General features: G+C 54.5%; 12 protein-coding genes and 2 tRNA genes. 6 read left to right on the forward strand and 8 right to left on the reverse strand.

What is annotated here, in order from left to right:
- Position 1 precedes the first annotated feature (1 nt).
- Positions 2-2,194 (reverse strand): ribonuclease R, encoded by a 2,193-nt coding sequence (gene rnr, locus B9Z41_RS09250; protein WP_100146781.1) that lies wholly within the window; start codon positions 2,192-2,194, stop codon positions 2-4.
- A 50-nt stretch (positions 2,195-2,244) separates the two neighbouring features.
- Here rnr and B9Z41_RS09255 point away from each other — a divergent pair.
- Positions 2,245-2,329: transfer RNA gene (locus B9Z41_RS09255), tRNA-Leu, on the forward strand.
- A 51-nt stretch (positions 2,330-2,380) separates the two neighbouring features.
- Here the strand turns inward: B9Z41_RS09255 and rimO are convergent.
- The 4 genes from rimO to B9Z41_RS09275 form a co-directional block, all read right to left on the reverse strand.
- Positions 2,381-3,751: a 30S ribosomal protein S12 methylthiotransferase RimO gene (rimO, locus tag B9Z41_RS09260; RefSeq protein ID WP_369823314.1), complete on the reverse strand. Its 1,371-nt coding sequence runs from the start codon at positions 3,749-3,751 to the stop codon at positions 2,381-2,383.
- 8 nt (positions 3,752-3,759) lie between these two features.
- Entirely contained in the window at positions 3,760-4,278 is a 519-nt protein-coding gene (gene phaR / locus B9Z41_RS09265) for a polyhydroxyalkanoate synthesis repressor PhaR (RefSeq protein ID WP_100146783.1), read from the reverse strand.
- A gap of 68 nt (positions 4,279-4,346) precedes the next feature.
- Positions 4,347-4,423, reverse strand: a tRNA-Val gene (locus B9Z41_RS09270).
- 29 nt (positions 4,424-4,452) lie between these two features.
- A complete protein-coding gene (locus tag B9Z41_RS09275; protein WP_100146784.1) occupies positions 4,453-6,666 on the reverse strand; it encodes a bifunctional (p)ppGpp synthetase/guanosine-3',5'-bis(diphosphate) 3'-pyrophosphohydrolase in 2,214 nt (737 codons plus the stop codon).
- Between the two features lie 86 nt (positions 6,667-6,752).
- Here B9Z41_RS09275 and B9Z41_RS09280 point away from each other — a divergent pair, with 86 nt between their 5' ends.
- Together B9Z41_RS09280 and B9Z41_RS09285 are read left to right on the forward strand one after the other, a co-directional pair.
- Complete coding sequence (locus B9Z41_RS09280; RefSeq protein ID WP_100146890.1) at positions 6,753-7,535, forward strand: 3-hydroxybutyrate dehydrogenase; 783 nt, start codon at positions 6,753-6,755, stop codon at positions 7,533-7,535.
- Positions 7,536-7,644: 109 nt separating this feature from the next.
- On the forward strand, positions 7,645-8,052 hold the full coding sequence (locus B9Z41_RS09285; protein ID WP_100146785.1) for a hypothetical protein: 408 nt from the start codon (positions 7,645-7,647) through the stop codon (positions 8,050-8,052).
- On the opposite strand, the gene ispF is transcribed toward B9Z41_RS09285, so the two are convergent.
- Together ispF and ispD are read right to left on the reverse strand one after the other, a co-directional pair.
- Positions 8,046-8,528 carry a 2-C-methyl-D-erythritol 2,4-cyclodiphosphate synthase gene (gene ispF / locus B9Z41_RS09290; RefSeq protein ID WP_100146786.1) on the reverse strand — a complete coding sequence of 161 codons (483 nt, stop codon included), beginning with the start codon at positions 8,526-8,528 and terminating at the stop codon, positions 8,046-8,048. The two genes, B9Z41_RS09285 and ispF, sit on opposite strands and share 7 nt — an antisense overlap.
- A gap of 4 nt (positions 8,529-8,532) precedes the next feature.
- Positions 8,533-9,243: a 2-C-methyl-D-erythritol 4-phosphate cytidylyltransferase gene (gene ispD, locus B9Z41_RS09295; RefSeq protein ID WP_369823315.1), complete on the reverse strand. Its 711-nt coding sequence runs from the start codon at positions 9,241-9,243 to the stop codon at positions 8,533-8,535.
- A gap of 60 nt (positions 9,244-9,303) precedes the next feature.
- On the opposite strand from ispD, the gene mfd reads away from it, so the two are divergent.
- Genes mfd through serB form a run of 3 tightly spaced genes read left to right on the forward strand, consistent with a single transcriptional unit; the run spans position 9,304 to position 14,145 of the window.
- A complete protein-coding gene (gene mfd, locus B9Z41_RS09300; RefSeq protein WP_100146788.1) occupies positions 9,304-12,792 on the forward strand; it encodes a transcription-repair coupling factor in 3,489 nt (1,162 codons plus the stop codon).
- Between the two features lie 6 nt (positions 12,793-12,798).
- A complete protein-coding gene (locus tag B9Z41_RS09305; protein WP_100146789.1) occupies positions 12,799-13,416 on the forward strand; it encodes a hypothetical protein in 618 nt (205 codons plus the stop codon).
- Between the two features lie 18 nt (positions 13,417-13,434).
- Positions 13,435-14,145, forward strand: coding sequence for a phosphoserine phosphatase SerB (gene serB, locus B9Z41_RS09310; protein ID WP_100146790.1), 711 nt, complete (start codon positions 13,435-13,437; stop codon positions 14,143-14,145).
- Positions 14,146-14,173: 28 nt separating this feature from the next.
- Here serB and uvrC read toward each other — a convergent pair whose 3' ends face one another.
- A complete protein-coding gene (gene uvrC / locus B9Z41_RS09315) occupies positions 14,174-16,081 on the reverse strand; it encodes an excinuclease ABC subunit UvrC (protein WP_100146791.1) in 1,908 nt (635 codons plus the stop codon).
- Positions 16,082-16,094: the final 13 nt, after the last annotated feature.

Raw genomic sequence — 16,094 nt, forward strand, 5'->3', positions numbered from 1 at the left:
ATCAACGGGATCTGCGACTCTTACTCTTCACCCCACCGGACTTTTTGACACTGGGTTTACCCGACTTATCATTTGTCTTTGTGAACGCTTTTTTGACAGCGGCCTTGAAGTTTTGCATCGGAGATTTGGTCGTCTCTTTGGGTGAACGTGGCAACACATCCTCGCTGTCACGGACCAAACGAAAGTCAATTTTTCGACCGTCTAAATCCACGCGACTGACCTGAATCCGAACTCGTGAGCCAATGGCATAACGAATGCCAGTTCGTTCGCCACGCAACTCTTGTCGGGCTTCATCAAAGCGGAAGTACTCGCCTCCCAGTTCGGTGATGTGGACCAAGCCCTCTACATACATCGCATCCAAGGTCACAAATAAGCCAAAGCCTGTAGCCGCAGTGACCACCCCACCGTACTCTTCTCCCAAATGTTCACGCATGTATTTGCACTTGAGCCAAGCCTCTACATCGCGACTGGCCTCGTCTGCGCGACGCTCATTGGCACTGCAATGCAGGCCCGCAGCTTCCCATGCCTGCTGATCGGGTGTCGGTTTGGTTTTTAGCTCCAGCTTTTGTGACGGTTCCCGGACACGCGTTGCCAAGCGACGTGCCAGTTTGGCATGTGCTTCACCCGGCGTGGGCAACACCGGCAATTGGTAACGGCGCTTGAGCAAAATAGCCTTGATCACACGGTGCACAAGCAAGTCGGGGTAGCGCCGAATAGGACTGGTGAAGTGGGTGTAGGCCTCAAAGGCCAAACCAAAGTGACCGCTGTTAATCGGGGTGTAAATCGCTTGCTGCATTGAACGCAACAGCATCGAATGAATTTGCTGCGCATCAGGACGCTCTTTGGTCGCTTCTGCAATCGCCTGAAACTCTCCAGGCTTGGGGTTATCGGTGATCGTCAACCCCACACCCGTCGCCTTCAAGTAATTGCGAAGGATGTCCTTTTTCTCAGGCGTTGGCCCTTCGTGAACTCGAAATAAACCTGGGTGCTTGCTTTGCAAAATGAAGTCTGCACTGCACACATTGGCAGCCAACATCGCTTCTTCAATTAACTTATGGGCGTCGTTACGTATACGAGGAATAATTTTTTCAATACGACCACTGTCATCGCACACAATTTGTGTTTCGGTGGTTTCAAAATCTACGGCACCACGGACACGGCGTGATTTCAGCAAAGCGCCGTAGACATCGTGCAAGTTGATCAGATCTGGCACACGTTCTTTGCGCTTGGCAGCCTCTGGCCCGCGTGTGTTAGCCAAAATAGCCGCCACTTCGGTGTAGGTAAAACGTGCATGGCTATGCATGACCGCCGGATAGAACTGATAGGCATGGATCTCACCGCTAGCCGTGATCAACATGTCACACACCATGCACAAGCGCTCAACGTCGGGGTTGAGTGAGCACAAGCCATTTGATAGTTTCTCAGGCAACATCGGAATGACCCGACGTGGGAAGTACACACTGGTGGCGCGGTCATAAGCGTCAATATCAATCGCACTGCCCGTCTCCACATAGTGGCTCACATCGGCAATAGCCACCAACAGACGCCAGCCTTTGCCACGGCCCACTTTGGCAGGCTCGCAATACACAGCATCGTCAAAGTCACGCGCATCTTCGCCATCGATCGTGACCAAAGCCACATCGGTCAAATCAACGCGATCTTTTTTATCTTGAGGACGTACCTTGTCAGGCAACCCGCGGGCCAAAGCCAAGCAAGCTTCAGAGAATTCGTGCGGTACGCCGTATTTACGAACCGCGATTTCGATCTCCATGCCTGGGTCATCAACTTCGCCCAAAACTTCTTTGATGCGACCTACGGGCTGTCCATACAAGCTCGGAGGCTCGGTCAACTCGACCACGACAACCTGCCCCGTGCTCGCGCGACCGGTCGCCCCTTTGGGAATCAACACATCTTGACCATAGCGCTTGTCCTCAGGCGCAACTAACCATACGCCGCTTTCTTGAAGTAGGCGGCCAATGATCGGCTGATTCGAACGCTCCATGATTTCGACCACGCGTCCTTCTGGACGCCCTTTTTTATCGAAACGTACCACGCGTGCTTTGACACGATCGCGATGCAGCACAGCACGCATTTCATTTGGAGGCAGATAAATATCTGCCGCTCCATCATCGCGCTGCACAAAGCCATGACCATCACGGTGACCGAAGACGGTGCCTTCAAACTCTTCCAGCAATCCGCTGGTTGTTGATAAATTTTTGATACAATGCCTTTCTTTCCTGAAATGCCCAGGTGGCGGAATTGGTAGACGCACTAGTTTCAGGTACTAGCGAGTAACATCGTGGGGGTTCGAGTCCCTTCCTGGGCACCAATATAAGTTAAATGAAAGCCACCTTCACGGTGGCTTTTGTGTTTTTGCTCTTCAAACAGGCAACGCAACAAGATCATGCCCGTCAGTGGCCACCACACGTGCACGTGTGAATTCACCAACTCGCAAAACTTTGCTGATTTTTTCAGATGGCAACAGCTTGACCACACCATCAATTTCAGGCGCATCTGCGTAGCTGCGCCCCACGCCACCTTTGCGTCCATTACCCGGTGCCTCATCTACCAAAACTTGCAAAGTAGAACCTATGCGACGCTTGAGCTTCTGGATGGACACCTCTTCTGCCACTGCCATGAAACGCGCTTGGCGCGCCTCACGAACCTCTTGAGGCAACATGCCCGGTAATTCGTTGGCTGTTGCGCCATCTACCGGGCTATAAGCAAAGCAACCGGCGCGATCGATTTCGGCTTCACGGACAAAATCTAACAAATGTTCAAACTCAGCCTCTGTTTCACCAGGAAAGCCTGCAATGAATGTGCTGCGAATCACGATCTGAGGACACAACTCTCGCCAACGAGCAATACGCTCTAGGTTCCTCTCACCACTTGCAGGTCTTTTCATGCGTTTCAAGACGTCCGGATGGCTGTGCTGAAACGGCACGTCTAAATAGGGCAACACATGTCCAGTCGCCATCAAGGGAATGATGTCATCCACGCTGGGATATGGGTACACATAATGCAAACGAATCCACGCACCATAGCTTTGCGCCAGCTGTGCCAAGGTCTGCGCCAACTCCAAGGTCCGCGTTTTGATCGGCTGTCCATCCCAAAAACCTGTGCGGTATTTGACGTCAACGCCGTACGCCGATGTGTCTTGGCTGATCACCAGCAACTCTTTGACACCTCCTTCAAACAAAGCACGCGCTTCTTTGAGCACATCACCGATGGGGCGACTCACCAAGTCTCCGCGCATTGAAGGGATGATGCAAAACGTACAGCGATGGTTACAGCCTTCACTGATTTTCAAATATGCGTAATGCTTGGGCGTGAGCTTGATACCTGCTTCACCAAAAGCTTGGGGCACCAAATCCAGAAAAGGATCATGTGGCTTAGGCAAATGTGCATGCACCGCATCCATCACCTCTTGCGTGGCATGGGGGCCAGTGACAGCCAACACGCGCGGATGAATTTGCTGAACCAGATTGGCTCCACCTTCACCGCTTCTCGCACCCAAACATCCCGTGACAATAACTTTGCCATTTTCAGCCAAGGCCTCGCCAATCGTGTCGAGACTTTCTTTGACAGCGTCATCAATGAATCCACAGGTATTCACAATGACCAAATCAGCACCGGCAAAGGTTTTCGATGTTTGGTATCCCTCAGCACTGAGCTGAGTCAAGATCAATTCGGAATCTGTCAATGCTTTGGGACAGCCCAAGCTGACAAAACCCACTTTTGGTGTCGTCACGTCATTCATCAGCGTTTCAGCCTCATCACATCCATCATCTGCTCGGTTTGTTTCTTAAATTGTTGCTGCATCTGTTCTTGCATTTCTGTCAGAACTTGTGTTGATTGGTCGACATATCGCCCAACCAAGCCCTGCATCATGGGAAGGGGCGCCAAATCCTTGGATGTTCCAGCCAACTGAGCTTGAAAATCCATGAAGGTCTGCACGTTCTTTTCCAGATACGACCCCATGAATCCTTGCATGGCGTGGCCATAAAAGCGAATGATGTTGGCCAACATGGGCTCCGTCAAAATCGGAGAACCATCAGACTCTTCTTCCAGAATGATTTGCAGCAAGATGCTACGGGTTAGATCTGCCCCAGTCTTGGCATCGCGCACCACAAAAGGTGTGTTTTCCATGACCAAGCGCTTGATGTCACCCAACGCAACATAGCTGGACGAAGATGTGTCGTAAAGCCGACGATTGGGGTATTTTTTGATGATGCGTCTGTCGTCTTCAGCAGGGCGCATGTAATTTTTGCTGCTCATGAGTCAGCTCCCGTTGTAAACAAAAGCCCGTCACTGCTCTGACAGTGCCGGGCTGGACGGGTAACAATTGGTAGGCGCGATTGGACTCGAACCAACGACCCCCACCATGTCAAGGTGGTGCTCTAACCAGCTGAGCTACGCGCCTAATTGTTCGAAGTCGTGAGTATAGCAGACTCAGCGACGACGGGCAGAACGTACACCAGAAACATCGCGCACAGCCGTCAAAACTTTCTGCAAACGTCCCGAGTCACTGACCTCGACCGTGAATGTCATCAAAGCCAACTCTTTGATCGATTGTGTTTGGACGCCGATCACGTTCATTTTCTCTTTGGAAAAAACCTCCGATATGTCACGCAGCAAACCTTGACGATCAAACGCTTCGATATACACATCCACAGGGTAGATCTGATCTTGGGCCTGCTTTGATTTACCCCAGTCGACCTCAATCACACGCTCAACATTACGCAGCGCCATTTGGCGAAAGTTACCGCAATCAGCACGGTGAATGCTGACACCTTTGCCACGCGTCACAAACCCCCGTATATCGTCAGGTGGCGCTGGCTTGCAGCACTTTGCCAATTGGGTCAACAAAGAATCAATGCCGACAACCAACACGCCGCCTTTGGGATTTTGTTCCGTATGGCGCGACTTCTTTAACAGCACGTAGTCATCTGGCGCCAAGCTGGGTTCCGGTGGATTCAGCAGCGTCTCAATGTTACGCAAAGAAAATTCATCTTTACCCACAACCTCAAACAGAGCATCCGAGGATTTGAAGCCAAGTTGAGACGCAAGGTCATCCAGCTTGATGGCCGTCTTTCCCTCACGTTGCAACAACTTCTCAACGGCCTCTCGACCCTTTGCGACAGTGTCTTGCATCGCTTGTGCGTTGAACCATGCCCGTACTTTTGAACGCGCTCTTGGACTCGCAAGAAACCCCAATTCGGTATTCAGCCAGTCCCGCGAAGGCCCGCCTTCTTTCACAGCAGTGACCTCAACAGTTTGACCATTTTTCAACACGGTATGAAGGGGCACCATCGCGCCATCCACACGAGCACCGCGGCAGCGGTGACCTAAATTCGTGTGTAACGCATAGGCAAAGTCAATGGACGTTGCACCTTGCGGCAACTCCACCACAGCAGCATCAGGCGTCAAAACATAAATGCGATCACTCAGAGCATCGGTCTTGGTGGACGGTGCCGCAGAACCATTCTGGGATGCAGATACCAACTCTCGCTCCCAGGCCAGCAATTGACGCAAGACAGCAATCTTGGCGTCATAAGCACCTGAAGCAGATACCCCGGCATACCCGCGTGCTCCGGCTTCTTTGTACGCCCAATGTGCAGCAACGCCCTGCTCTGCATGTTCGTGCATTGCACGAGTTCTTATTTGCACTTCGATGGGTCGTCCTTGTGCATCGCGCACGACCGTATGCAAAGACTGGTACCCATTCGACTTAGGACGCGCAATGTAATCGTCAAACTCTTCAACGATAGGAGTGAAATGTGTATGAACCCAACTCAATACGGCGTAGCAATCTGGCACGGAGGGCACAATCACACGCAATGCGCGCACATCAAACACACGCTCAAAACCCAACGACTTGCCACGCATTTTTTTGACAATGCTGTAAATGTGCTTGGGCCGTCCTTGAACACTTGCCTCAATCCGTTGCTCTTTCAATGCACTGGAGAGTTGTTGCTGCAACTCAACCATGTACTTTTCTCGCTCAGCACGTTTCTCATCCAACCAACGCGCGACTTCACGGTATGTCTCAGGCTCAAGAAATCTCAGGGATAAGTCCTCGATTTCCCATTTGATTTGCCAAATACCCAAACGATTGGCAAGAGGGGCAAAAACATGCAACGACTCATGAGCCAAACCATGAGGCACACTTTTCTTGCTGGCTGCGTAATAGCGTAAGGTTTGTAAACGCGAAGCTAAACGTAAAAGGACAACACGCAGGTCCCGGGAAAATGCCAAGAGCATTTTTCGCACATTCTCGGTTTGCAAGTTCGCAGCAGGTTTGTCAGAGGCAACAACACGTGCCTGTCGTTGCACACGGATCAAACGTACAGTCTCTAAAGCAAGCTCGGCATAACTGGGGCCAAACGCCTTGGAGATCACATCTTCAGGTTTGTTGAGAAACTCTGTCGCATAAACCAAATAGCAGGCTGCTTGCATGGCTTCTGACCCACCAATTTGACCCAGAATAGTGGCCACACCATCTGCATGCTGCAAAACATCTTCGCCGGTATCCAGGCTCGCGCCACTGAACAAAGGTTCGACGAATGCTCGCGCACGCGCCAGTGCATCCGGCTGATCAGGCAAGTCCTGCAACGTCGCATTCAGCATCAAGGGCTGTGGGGAGATGGCTGAAGTTTGTTTCATAAAAGCGAAAAATGCATTCAGTTAACTGACAACTGAAAACTCCATAATGTCAAACGATTCTCATCGTAATTCATATGGAGTTTTTCATGGCTGAACGCACGCTTTCAGGTAAAACAGCATTGGTCACCGGTTCCACCAGCGGTATAGGCTTAGGCATTGCCAAGTGCTTGGCAAAACAAGGCGCCAATATTGTGCTGAATGGATTTGGTGACTACCAAGCCCCCAAAGCCGAGGTGGAGGCTTTGGGCGTCCAAGTTCGCTACCACGGTGCAGACATGAGCAAGGCGTCAGAAATTCAGGCCATGATGCAGTTCGCCAGCGAGGCCTTTGGGGGTGTAGACATCTTGGTCAATAACGCAGGAATTCAACACGTGGCAGCTGTTGAGAATTTCCCAGTCGAACGCTGGGATGCCATCATTGCCATCAACCTAAGTAGTGCGTTTCATACCTCACGGTTGGCATTGCCGTACATGCAACAAAAAAATTGGGGCCGCATCCTCAATGTGGCATCCGTACATGGCTTGGTCGGCTCCGCACAGAAGTCGGCCTATGTCGCCGCCAAACACGGCATCGTGGGACTCACAAAAGTGACCGCCCTGGAAAACGCCACCTCAGGCATCACATGCAATGCCATTTGTCCTGGCTGGGTGCTGACACCTTTGGTCCAAAAACAAGTCGACGCCAAAGCCCACGAACTGTCACTCTCCAACGAAGAGGCAACCAAACTATTGTTGGGAGAAAAGGAGCCGTCCATGCAGTTCACGACACCAGAAGAGTTGGGTGAACTGGCTGTCTTTTTGTGCTCAACAGCCGCCAACAACGTTCGCGGCGTAGCTTGGAACATGGATGGTGGCTGGACCGCACAATAAATCTAGCCATAGACAACACCAAGCATCGAAGTAATTCTTTAGGTGTAACTTACTATGTTTTTTAACTTAGAATTAGTTCATTCATCGGATTACCTTTTAGGCTTGAGTCATGACAAAAAGCAACAGAAAAGTACCGGGAACGTTTGCAGACCGCCTCCGTGAGGCTTTGAAAGATGCAGGCGTTCGTGTCTCAGCAACCATCGTCGCCAGCGAATTCAATTTGCGTTATTGGGGGGATGGCATTTCATCCCATGCCGCGCGCAATTGGCTGATGGGCGTATCCATTCCCAAACAAGACAAACTATTGGTGTTGTCGAGATGGCTGAAGGTATCTCCAGAAGGCCTACTATTTGGCACCCCCCCAGTAGGCACCAACAACGCTGCCGGCAAAGAAGAAGCCATGAACTTGGTTGACCAGCAGTTGATCGCCAGTTACTTTGCCCTTCAACCCGAGCACCGCCGGGTCATTCGTGAAGTCGTTGACGGATTGGCGGCCTTGAGCGCAAAAGATCAGTAAATCAAAGTCAGCGCACGGGCTTCGATGCTCTGCCCCAAACCAACGGGGCCCATTTTTTCAGCTGTTTTTGCTTTCACATTGACCTGATCGACTTCGATCGCTAAGGCTTGTGCAATCCGCAAGCACATCGCTGGTATGTACGTGGCCAACTTAGGTGCCTGGGCAATCACCGTGCTGTCCACGTTGCCTATACGCCAGCCAGCCTCGCGTACCCGGGCCCCTGCCTGTTGCAACAAACCCCAAGAATCGGCACCTTTAAAGCGTGCGTCTGTATCAGGGAAATGGCGCCCAATATCTCCAAGGGCAGCGGCACCTAGCAAGGCATCTGTGATGGCGTGCATCAACACATCGGCGTCTGAGTGCCCAAGTAATCCATGCGTGTGTTGAATTTGCACGCCTCCAATCGTGAGTGGACGACCTTCGACCAACGCATGGACATCCCAACCTTCACCAACACGAAATCTAGGTGTTGTCATCGTTTCATCTCTTTTCCAATCGCAACATAAAAACGGCATGCGCCAAAGCAAAATCCTCTGGATAAGTCACTTTGAAATTTTGGGCACTTGCCGCAACCAGTCGAGGCGCAAAACCTGCAGCCTCCATGGCGCTGGACTCATCCGTCACGTCATGACCGGCATGCGTTAGCGCAGCCCACAGCTCGCCCTTGCGAAACATTTGCGGCGTTTGAGCAAGCCATTTGCTGTCACGCGCAATGGTGCTGCTCACACGGCCACGAAACTCTTGCTTGAGCGTATCAGCCACCGGATGTGCCAACAATCCACCCACAGCATCGCCTTGGCAGGCGTCGATCAGGGCATTGATTTGTTCTGGTGTCACCAAACAGCGCGCGGCATCGTGGACCAGTACCCAGTCTGTCTCTTGCGCGCCTAGTGCAGAAAGTTCACGTAAACCGGCCATCACACTGGCGGCACGGCTAGCCCCACCCACATGGGCCACCGTGAACAAAGGTTGAGGATCGGCTGCCATCACCTCCTCCATGTGGGAGTCATCGGGTGCCACAACCAACAACCCTCGCGTAAGGCGTAACACAGCCGCAAAAGCCCTGAGCGTATGCATCACCATCGGCAAACCAGCAATCTCTTGGTACTGTTTGGGACGCGATGTGCCTGCACGGCTACCTGAGCCTGCACACGGAATCAAAGCGAAGAAGCGGGCAGAGGAATGGGGCATGAGGGTTATAGAGGGATAAATGCGGATCTTCATCCGGTCCACCATTCTAGAATTGCGGCAATGCATCTGCCCTCTTTGAGTCCCGGCAAGCGATTTGCCATGCCCCGCCCTGTTGGTTCTGCGGACGCTTTGCTGTTGGCACAACTCAGCGCACGCGAAAAAACCAACCAACAACGGGTTGCCATCATCACCGCGAACGCGACCGATGCGCAACGTCTACAAGACGAAATGGCCTTCTTTGCGCCTGATCTTCGTTGCGTGCTGTTCCCCGATTGGGAAACCTTGCCCTATGACAGCTTTTCACCGCATCAAGACCTGATCAGCGAGCGCCTGGCAACTTTGTGGCGCATCTCCCAAGGCGAAGCCGATGTGGTGTTGATTCCAGCCACCACCGCCCTCTACCGTTTGGCGCCACCCGCCTTCTTAGCCGGCTATACCTTTCACTTCAAAGTCCGCCAAGCTTTAGACGAAGCCAAGCTCAAAGCACAACTCACGCTTGCAGGCTACAGCCATGTGACCCAAGTGGTGAGTCCGGGCGAATATGCTGTACGCGGGGGCTTGATTGACCTCTTCCCCATGGGCTCTCTGGTGCCTTATCGCGTCGATCTGTTTGACAACGAGATCGACTCCATCAGAACCTTTGACCCTGATACCCAACGCAGCCTGTATCCCGTTGCAGAAGTGCGCTTACTGCCCGGCCGTGAATTTCCCATGGACGACACAGCACGCACGCAATTCAGAAGCCGCTGGCGAGAGCTGCTAGAGGGTGACCCCACCAAAAGCCGGATCTACAAAGACATTGGCAATGGCGTGGCGACTGCGGGTATTGAGTACTACCTGCCCTTGTTTTTTGAAGAAACCGCCACCGTATTTGATTACCTGGGCACCCACGCCACCGTGGTGTTGCACGGTGATTTGGAGCCCGTCATTCAGCAGTTTTGGCAAGACACCCAAGACCGCTACCGATTGGTGCAAGGCGACCCTGAACGACCCGCACTGCCGCCCATCAACTTATTCCTCAATGCTGAGCAGTTTTATGCGGCAGCCAACGTCTACGCCCAGTTCTCGCTGCGGCCGCAGGTCACCGACGTTCCAGACAATGCCTTTGTCCAAACACTGCCAGACCTGACCGTCGTGCGTGGTGCGGCAGAGCCCTTGCAGCGATTGCAACATCACGCCAAGCACACCACCCAACGCTTGCTGGTGCTGGCCGAGAGCGATGGCCGGCGTGAAAGCCTGCTGGACTTCTTGCGCGCGTCCCAGTTCAGCCCGCCTGCCTTTGACTCACTGGCTGAATTCCAAGCCAGCGACGAAAAAATTGGCATTGCTACATCGGCTCTGCAAGTCGGCTTCAGTTGGACCGAAGCAGGCATCGACCTGATCACTGAGACCGAGTTGTTTGCCGCAGGGGCCACCACACGTCGGCGTAAAAAACAAGAACAAATCAGCGACGTCGAGTCACTCATCAAAGACTTGTCTGAGCTCAACCTCGGAGATCCGGTGGTACACAACGCCCACGGCATTGGTCGCTACCGTGGTTTGGTCAACATGGACTTGGGCGAAAAGAACCCGGATGGCACGCCTGCCCTGCAAGAATTCTTGCATCTGGAATACGCCGACCAGGCCGTGCTCTACGTGCCGGTGAGCCAATTGCATTTGATTGGACGCTACACCGGCGTCAGCGCCGACGAGGCCCCGTTGCACAAACTGGGCTCGGCGCAGTGGGACAAAGCCAAACGCCGCGCCGCCGAGCAAGTGCGCGATGCAGCCGCAGAATTGCTCAACATTTACGCCCGTCGTGCGGCGCGCCAAGGCCACCCTTTCCGCTACTCGCCACAAGACTACGAAACCTTCGCCAACGACTTTGGTTTTGAAGAAACGGCAGACCAACGCGCCGCCATCCACGCCGTCATACAAGACATGATCAGCCCACGCCCCATGGACCGCCTCGTCTGCGGTGATGTGGGATTCGGTAAAACAGAAGTCGCCTTGCGCGCGGCCTTTGTGGCGGTCACGGGCGGCAAGCAAGTCGCCTTGCTGGCCCCCACCACTTTGTTGGCTGAGCAGCACTACCAAACGCTCACCGACCGCTTCAGCAAATGGCCGGTCAAGATTGCCGAGATGAGCCGTTTTCGTTCGACCAAAGAAATCACCGCCGCTGCCAAAGGTTTGGCCGAAGGACAAGTCGACATCGTGGTGGGCACCCACAAGCTGTTGAGCGAATCGGTCAAATTCAAAAACCTCGGTCTGCTCATCATCGATGAAGAACACCGTTTTGGCGTGCGTCACAAAGAAGCCATGAAAGCCATGCGCGCCGAAGTGGATGTGCTCACCTTAACTGCCACGCCGATTCCCAGGACCTTGGGCATGGCGCTCGAAGGCCTGCGTGACTTGAGCGTCATTGCCACCGCACCTCAACGCCGACTGGCCATCAAAACCTTTGTACGCAACGAGGGCAATGGCGTCATCCGCGAAGCCGTGATGCGCGAACTCAAACGTGGTGGCCAGTGCTACTTTTTGCACAACGAAGTCGACACCATCGAAAACCGCCGTGCGCGCCTGGAAGAACTCTTACCTGAAGCGCGCATTGCCGTGGCGCACGGCCAGATGCCAGAGCGTGAGCTAGAGCGCGTCATGCGCGACTTCGTGGCCCAGCGCTTCAACGTGCTGTTGTGCTCCACCATCATTGAGACCGGCATTGATGTGCCAAGCGCCAACACCATCATCATGAGCCGTGCCGACAAATTTGGCTTGGCCCAACTGCACCAACTGCGCGGGCGCGTCGGACGCAGCCACCACCAAGCCTATGCGTACCTGATGGTGCCAGACACCCAAGGGCTGACCAAGCAAGCCGCCCAACGCTTGGATGCGATTCAGCAAATGGAAGAATTGGGCTCGGGCTTTTACCTCGCGATGCACGACCTCGAAATTCGAGGCGCCGGCGAAGTGTTGGGCGAAAACCAAAGCGGCAATATGCTGGAAGTTGGCTTTCAGCTCTACAACGAAATGCTCAACGAAGCCGTGCGTGCGCTCAAAAATGGTGAAGAGCCAGACTTGCTCAGCCCTTTGAGCGCCACCACCGACATCAATCTGCACGCCCCAGCCTTGTTGCCTGACGACTATTGCGGCGACGTGCACCTGCGTTTGTCCTTCTATAAAAAATTGGCCACGGCCAAAACCTCCGACCAAATCGACGCCTTGCTGGAAGAAATTGTGGATCGTTTCGGCAAACTGCCGACACAAGCCCAGACCTTGATCGACGTGCACCGCTTGCGCGTGCTGGCGCGTAGCTACGGGGTCACCAAAGTCGATGCGGCACCTGGCGTGATCCACATCAGCTTCAAAGCCAACCCACCCTTTGACGCCATGCGCATCATCGAGTTGGTACAAAAAAACAAGCACATCAAACTTGCTGGCAATGACCGCTTGCGTATTGAACGTGATCTGCCTGAGCCCAAGGCAAGGGCACACATGGTGCGTGATGCCTTGCGCTCACTGGGCACACCCACAGCGGCTGCACCGCCCGCCCCTGCAACCACCGTGCACTGAAGCCTGATGGGACTCGAACTTGCACTGACCCTGCTGGCACTGGGCGCATCGCTTTGGATGCGGCCTTGGCGCATGCTGGGTGCGGGCTCCGCATTACTCACCCCCATGCTGGCCAGCGTGGTGCTTCTCCCCTGGCTGTGGGCCTTGCCCAACTTGCACCACATGCCGTTGCAACTTCATTGGTCGGGAGCGCCGCTGGTCACGCTGATGCTAGGCTGGCCCCTGGCCGTCTTGACCTTGACCGCCATTGGGGCGATCACCACCGTGATTTCCAGCACCAGTGCAGAAGCCGCCTTGGGTTTGGTGGTATGGCAAGGCCTGGTCCCTGCCACCTTCACCTTGCTGCTAGGCGCCGCACTGCGGCGATGGGTCAGCCACCATCCGTTTGTTTACGTGTTGGGACGAGGTTTTTTAGGTGCCGTGCTGTGCATCTTTTTGTCCAGTGTGCTGGCTCAATCCCTGGGACATGAAGTGCCCTACGTCAGCAGCAGCTTGTCCATGATTGGACTGTGGCTCATGGCCTGGGGTGACGCGTTCATCACTGGCATGGTCTGCGCCATCTTCCTCGCCTATCGCCCACAATGGTTGGCCACTTGGTCTGACCAGATGTACCTCAAGGTTTAATTTTTTTCCTGACAAGACATGTCTTACGAATTCGCCCCCGATTTGGTTCTCCAAGGTTTCACCCCGCCATTGCGCTTGCAGGACTTCAAGCTCATTGCGTTCGACATGGACTCGACCCTCATCAACATCGAATGCATTGATGAAGTCGCCGATGCAGCCGGCCGCAAAGCCGAAGTAGCCGCCATCACCGAAGCCGCCATGCGCGGCGAAATTACAGACTTCAAAGAAAGCCTGCGTCGCCGCGTCACCCTGCTCAAAGGGGTTCCTCAACAGGCCCTGGGGGAGGTGTACGACAAGCGTCTGCGTGTGAACGCTGGCGCAAAAACACTGATCGACACCTGCAAAGCACACGGCATGAAAGTGCTGTTGGTCAGCGGCGGCTTCACTTTTTTTGCCGAGCGTGTCTGCGGCTTGCTCAACATTGACTATTCGCGCAGCAACGTGCTCGAAATCATCGACGGTCACCTCACGGGTCGCATGGTTGATCAACCCTGGGGTGACATCTGTGACGGCGCTGAGAAACGCAAGATGATGTTGGAGACCTGCGCTCAGCTGGGCATCAGCCCCCAACAAGCCATCGCCATGGGTGACGGTGCCAATGATCTGTTGATGATGGGCGCAGCCGGTTTGTCCGTGGCCTACCACGCCAAGCCCAGAGTACGAGAGCAAGCCATGGTGGCCATCAATGCCGGTGGCTTGGACCGCTTGCTTGAGGTATTGAAGGCTTAAGCCATCGCCCGCAGACAGCCACCGGTGATCAACGCAAGGCTTGGTAAATCGTTTGTGCCAGCTCGGCCGAGATGCCATCCACCGACATCAAGTCTTGCACGCTGGCATCCGCCACGCCACGCGCGCCACCAAACCGTTGCAACAACTTGGCGCGTTTCTTGGGGCCAACTCCTGCAATTTCTTCCAGCTTGCTGCCTCCCACACGCACCTTGGCACGTGCAGCGCGCATGCCCGTGATGGCAAAGCGGTGCGCCTCATCGCGCACCTGGGCCACCAGCATCAAGGCCGCCGAGTCACGGCCCAAATACACCTTCTCACGGCCATCGGCAAACACCAACTCTTCCAGGCCCACCTTACGGCCTTCGCCTTTTTCCACCCCCACGATGCGCGACAAGTCCAAACCCAGCGACTCAAACACCTCGCGCGCCATCGACACCTGGCCTTTGCCGCCATCGATCAGCACCAAGTCAGGCAACTTGCCCTCACCTGCACGCACCGCCTCGGCCAATTTGCTGTAACGACGCGTCAGCACTTGGCGCATGGCCGCGTAATCGTCTCCTGGCGTGATGCCCTCAATGTTGTATCGGCGGTATTCGCTGCTTTGCATCTTGTGGTGATGAAACACCACACATGACGCTTGGGTGGATTCACCCGCCGTGTGCGAAATATCAAAACACTCCATGCGAAAGCTGTCGATGTCTTCGGGGGCCAAATCCAGCGCGTCCACCAAGGCACGCGTGCGTGCCTGTTGCGACCCTTCCTCGGCCAGTAACCGCGCCAATTGAATGTCGGCATTTTGTTGCGCCATCTCCAGCCACACGCGACGCTGTTCGCGAGGGTTATGCACCGCCGATATCTTGACCCCCGTCTGCTCAATCAACGCATGGATCAGCTCCTTGTCGACCGCATGGCTGGTGATCAGCGCGGGAGGCACCGGCACCTCCAGGTAATGCTGACTCAAGAACGCCTCTAACACCTCCACTGGCTCGGCATCGTCCACATGCACCGGAAAGTAAGGCCGGTCGCCGAGGTGGCGCCCCCCGCGCACCATCGCCAGGTTCACGCAGGCTTTGCCGCCTTGCACCTTGACGGCCAAAATGTCCACGTCTTGATCACCCACCGTGTCCATGGCTTGACTGTGCAGCACCTTGGACAAGGCGCTCATTTGATTGCGCAACTCAGCCGCTTGCTCAAACTCCAGCCGCTCGGCATGCGCCATCATGCGCTGCTCAATCGAGGTCATCACCTCTTGCGTTTGGCCGCGTAGCAAACGCATGGCACTGTCCACATCGCGTTGGTAGTCGGCCACAGAAATATGCCCCACGCACGGCGCCGAGCAACGTTTGATTTGAAACAGCAAACAGGGTCGGGTGCGGTTGCTGAACACGGTGTCCTCACAGGTGCGCAGACGAAATACTTTTTGCAGCAACTGAATCGCTTCACGCACCGCCCACACGCTGGGGTAAGGTCCGAAGTAGTCGTGCCGTTTATCCACCGCCCCGCGGTAATACACCACGCGCGGCACTTGCGTCGCGCTCGGCGTGGCAACGCCTGCCGTTGTCACATCGTCCTTTGTCTTGACGGGCAAGGCGCGTGTGAGCTTGAGATAGGGGTAACTCTTGTCATCACGAAACAAGATGTTGTACTTGGGTTTGAGTGACTTGATCAGGTTGTTTTCAAGCAGCAAAGCCTCTGCTTCTGAGCGCACCACCGTGGTCTCCAGACGCACGATCTTGCTCACCATGTGCCCGATGCGTGTGCCGCCATGGTCTTTTTGAAAATAACTCGCCACCCGCTTCTTCAGGCTGATGGCCTTGCCCACATACAACACTTGATCTTGCGAATCGAAGTAGCGGTACACACCAGGCAACGCAGGCAGGGCCGCCACTTGTTGCAACAACTCAGGCGAATGACGGGAAACGGGTTCTTCTTGCATCCCCGTATTGTGG

This window comes from Limnohabitans sp. JirII-31 (assembly GCF_002778315.1).
In the GTDB taxonomy this organism is placed as follows: Bacteria; Pseudomonadota; Gammaproteobacteria; order Burkholderiales; family Burkholderiaceae_C; genus Limnohabitans.

Bases quoted from the DNA above. Each gene is read 5' to 3' on its own strand.
- phaR (WP_100146783.1), bottom strand. From the start codon at position 4,278: ATGAGCAGCAAAAATTACATGCGCCCTGCTGAAGACGACAGACGCATC.
- uvrC (WP_100146791.1), bottom strand. From the start codon at position 16,081: ATGCAAGAAGAACCCGTTTCCCGTCATTCGCCTGAGTTGTTGCAACAA.
- ispD (WP_369823315.1), bottom strand. From the start codon at position 9,243: ATGCCCCATTCCTCTGCCCGCTTCTTCGCTTTGATTCCGTGTGCAGGC.
- ispF (WP_100146786.1), bottom strand. From the start codon at position 8,528: ATGACAACACCTAGATTTCGTGTTGGTGAAGGTTGGGATGTCCATGCG.
- B9Z41_RS09275 (WP_100146784.1), bottom strand. From the start codon at position 6,666: ATGAAACAAACTTCAGCCATCTCCCCACAGCCCTTGATGCTGAATGCG.
- B9Z41_RS09280 (WP_100146890.1), top strand. From the start codon at position 6,753: ATGGCTGAACGCACGCTTTCAGGTAAAACAGCATTGGTCACCGGTTCC.
- mfd (WP_100146788.1), top strand. From the start codon at position 9,304: ATGCATCTGCCCTCTTTGAGTCCCGGCAAGCGATTTGCCATGCCCCGC.
- B9Z41_RS09305 (WP_100146789.1), top strand. From the start codon at position 12,799: ATGGGACTCGAACTTGCACTGACCCTGCTGGCACTGGGCGCATCGCTT.
- serB (WP_100146790.1), top strand. From the start codon at position 13,435: ATGTCTTACGAATTCGCCCCCGATTTGGTTCTCCAAGGTTTCACCCCG.
- B9Z41_RS09285 (WP_100146785.1), top strand. From the start codon at position 7,645: ATGACAAAAAGCAACAGAAAAGTACCGGGAACGTTTGCAGACCGCCTC.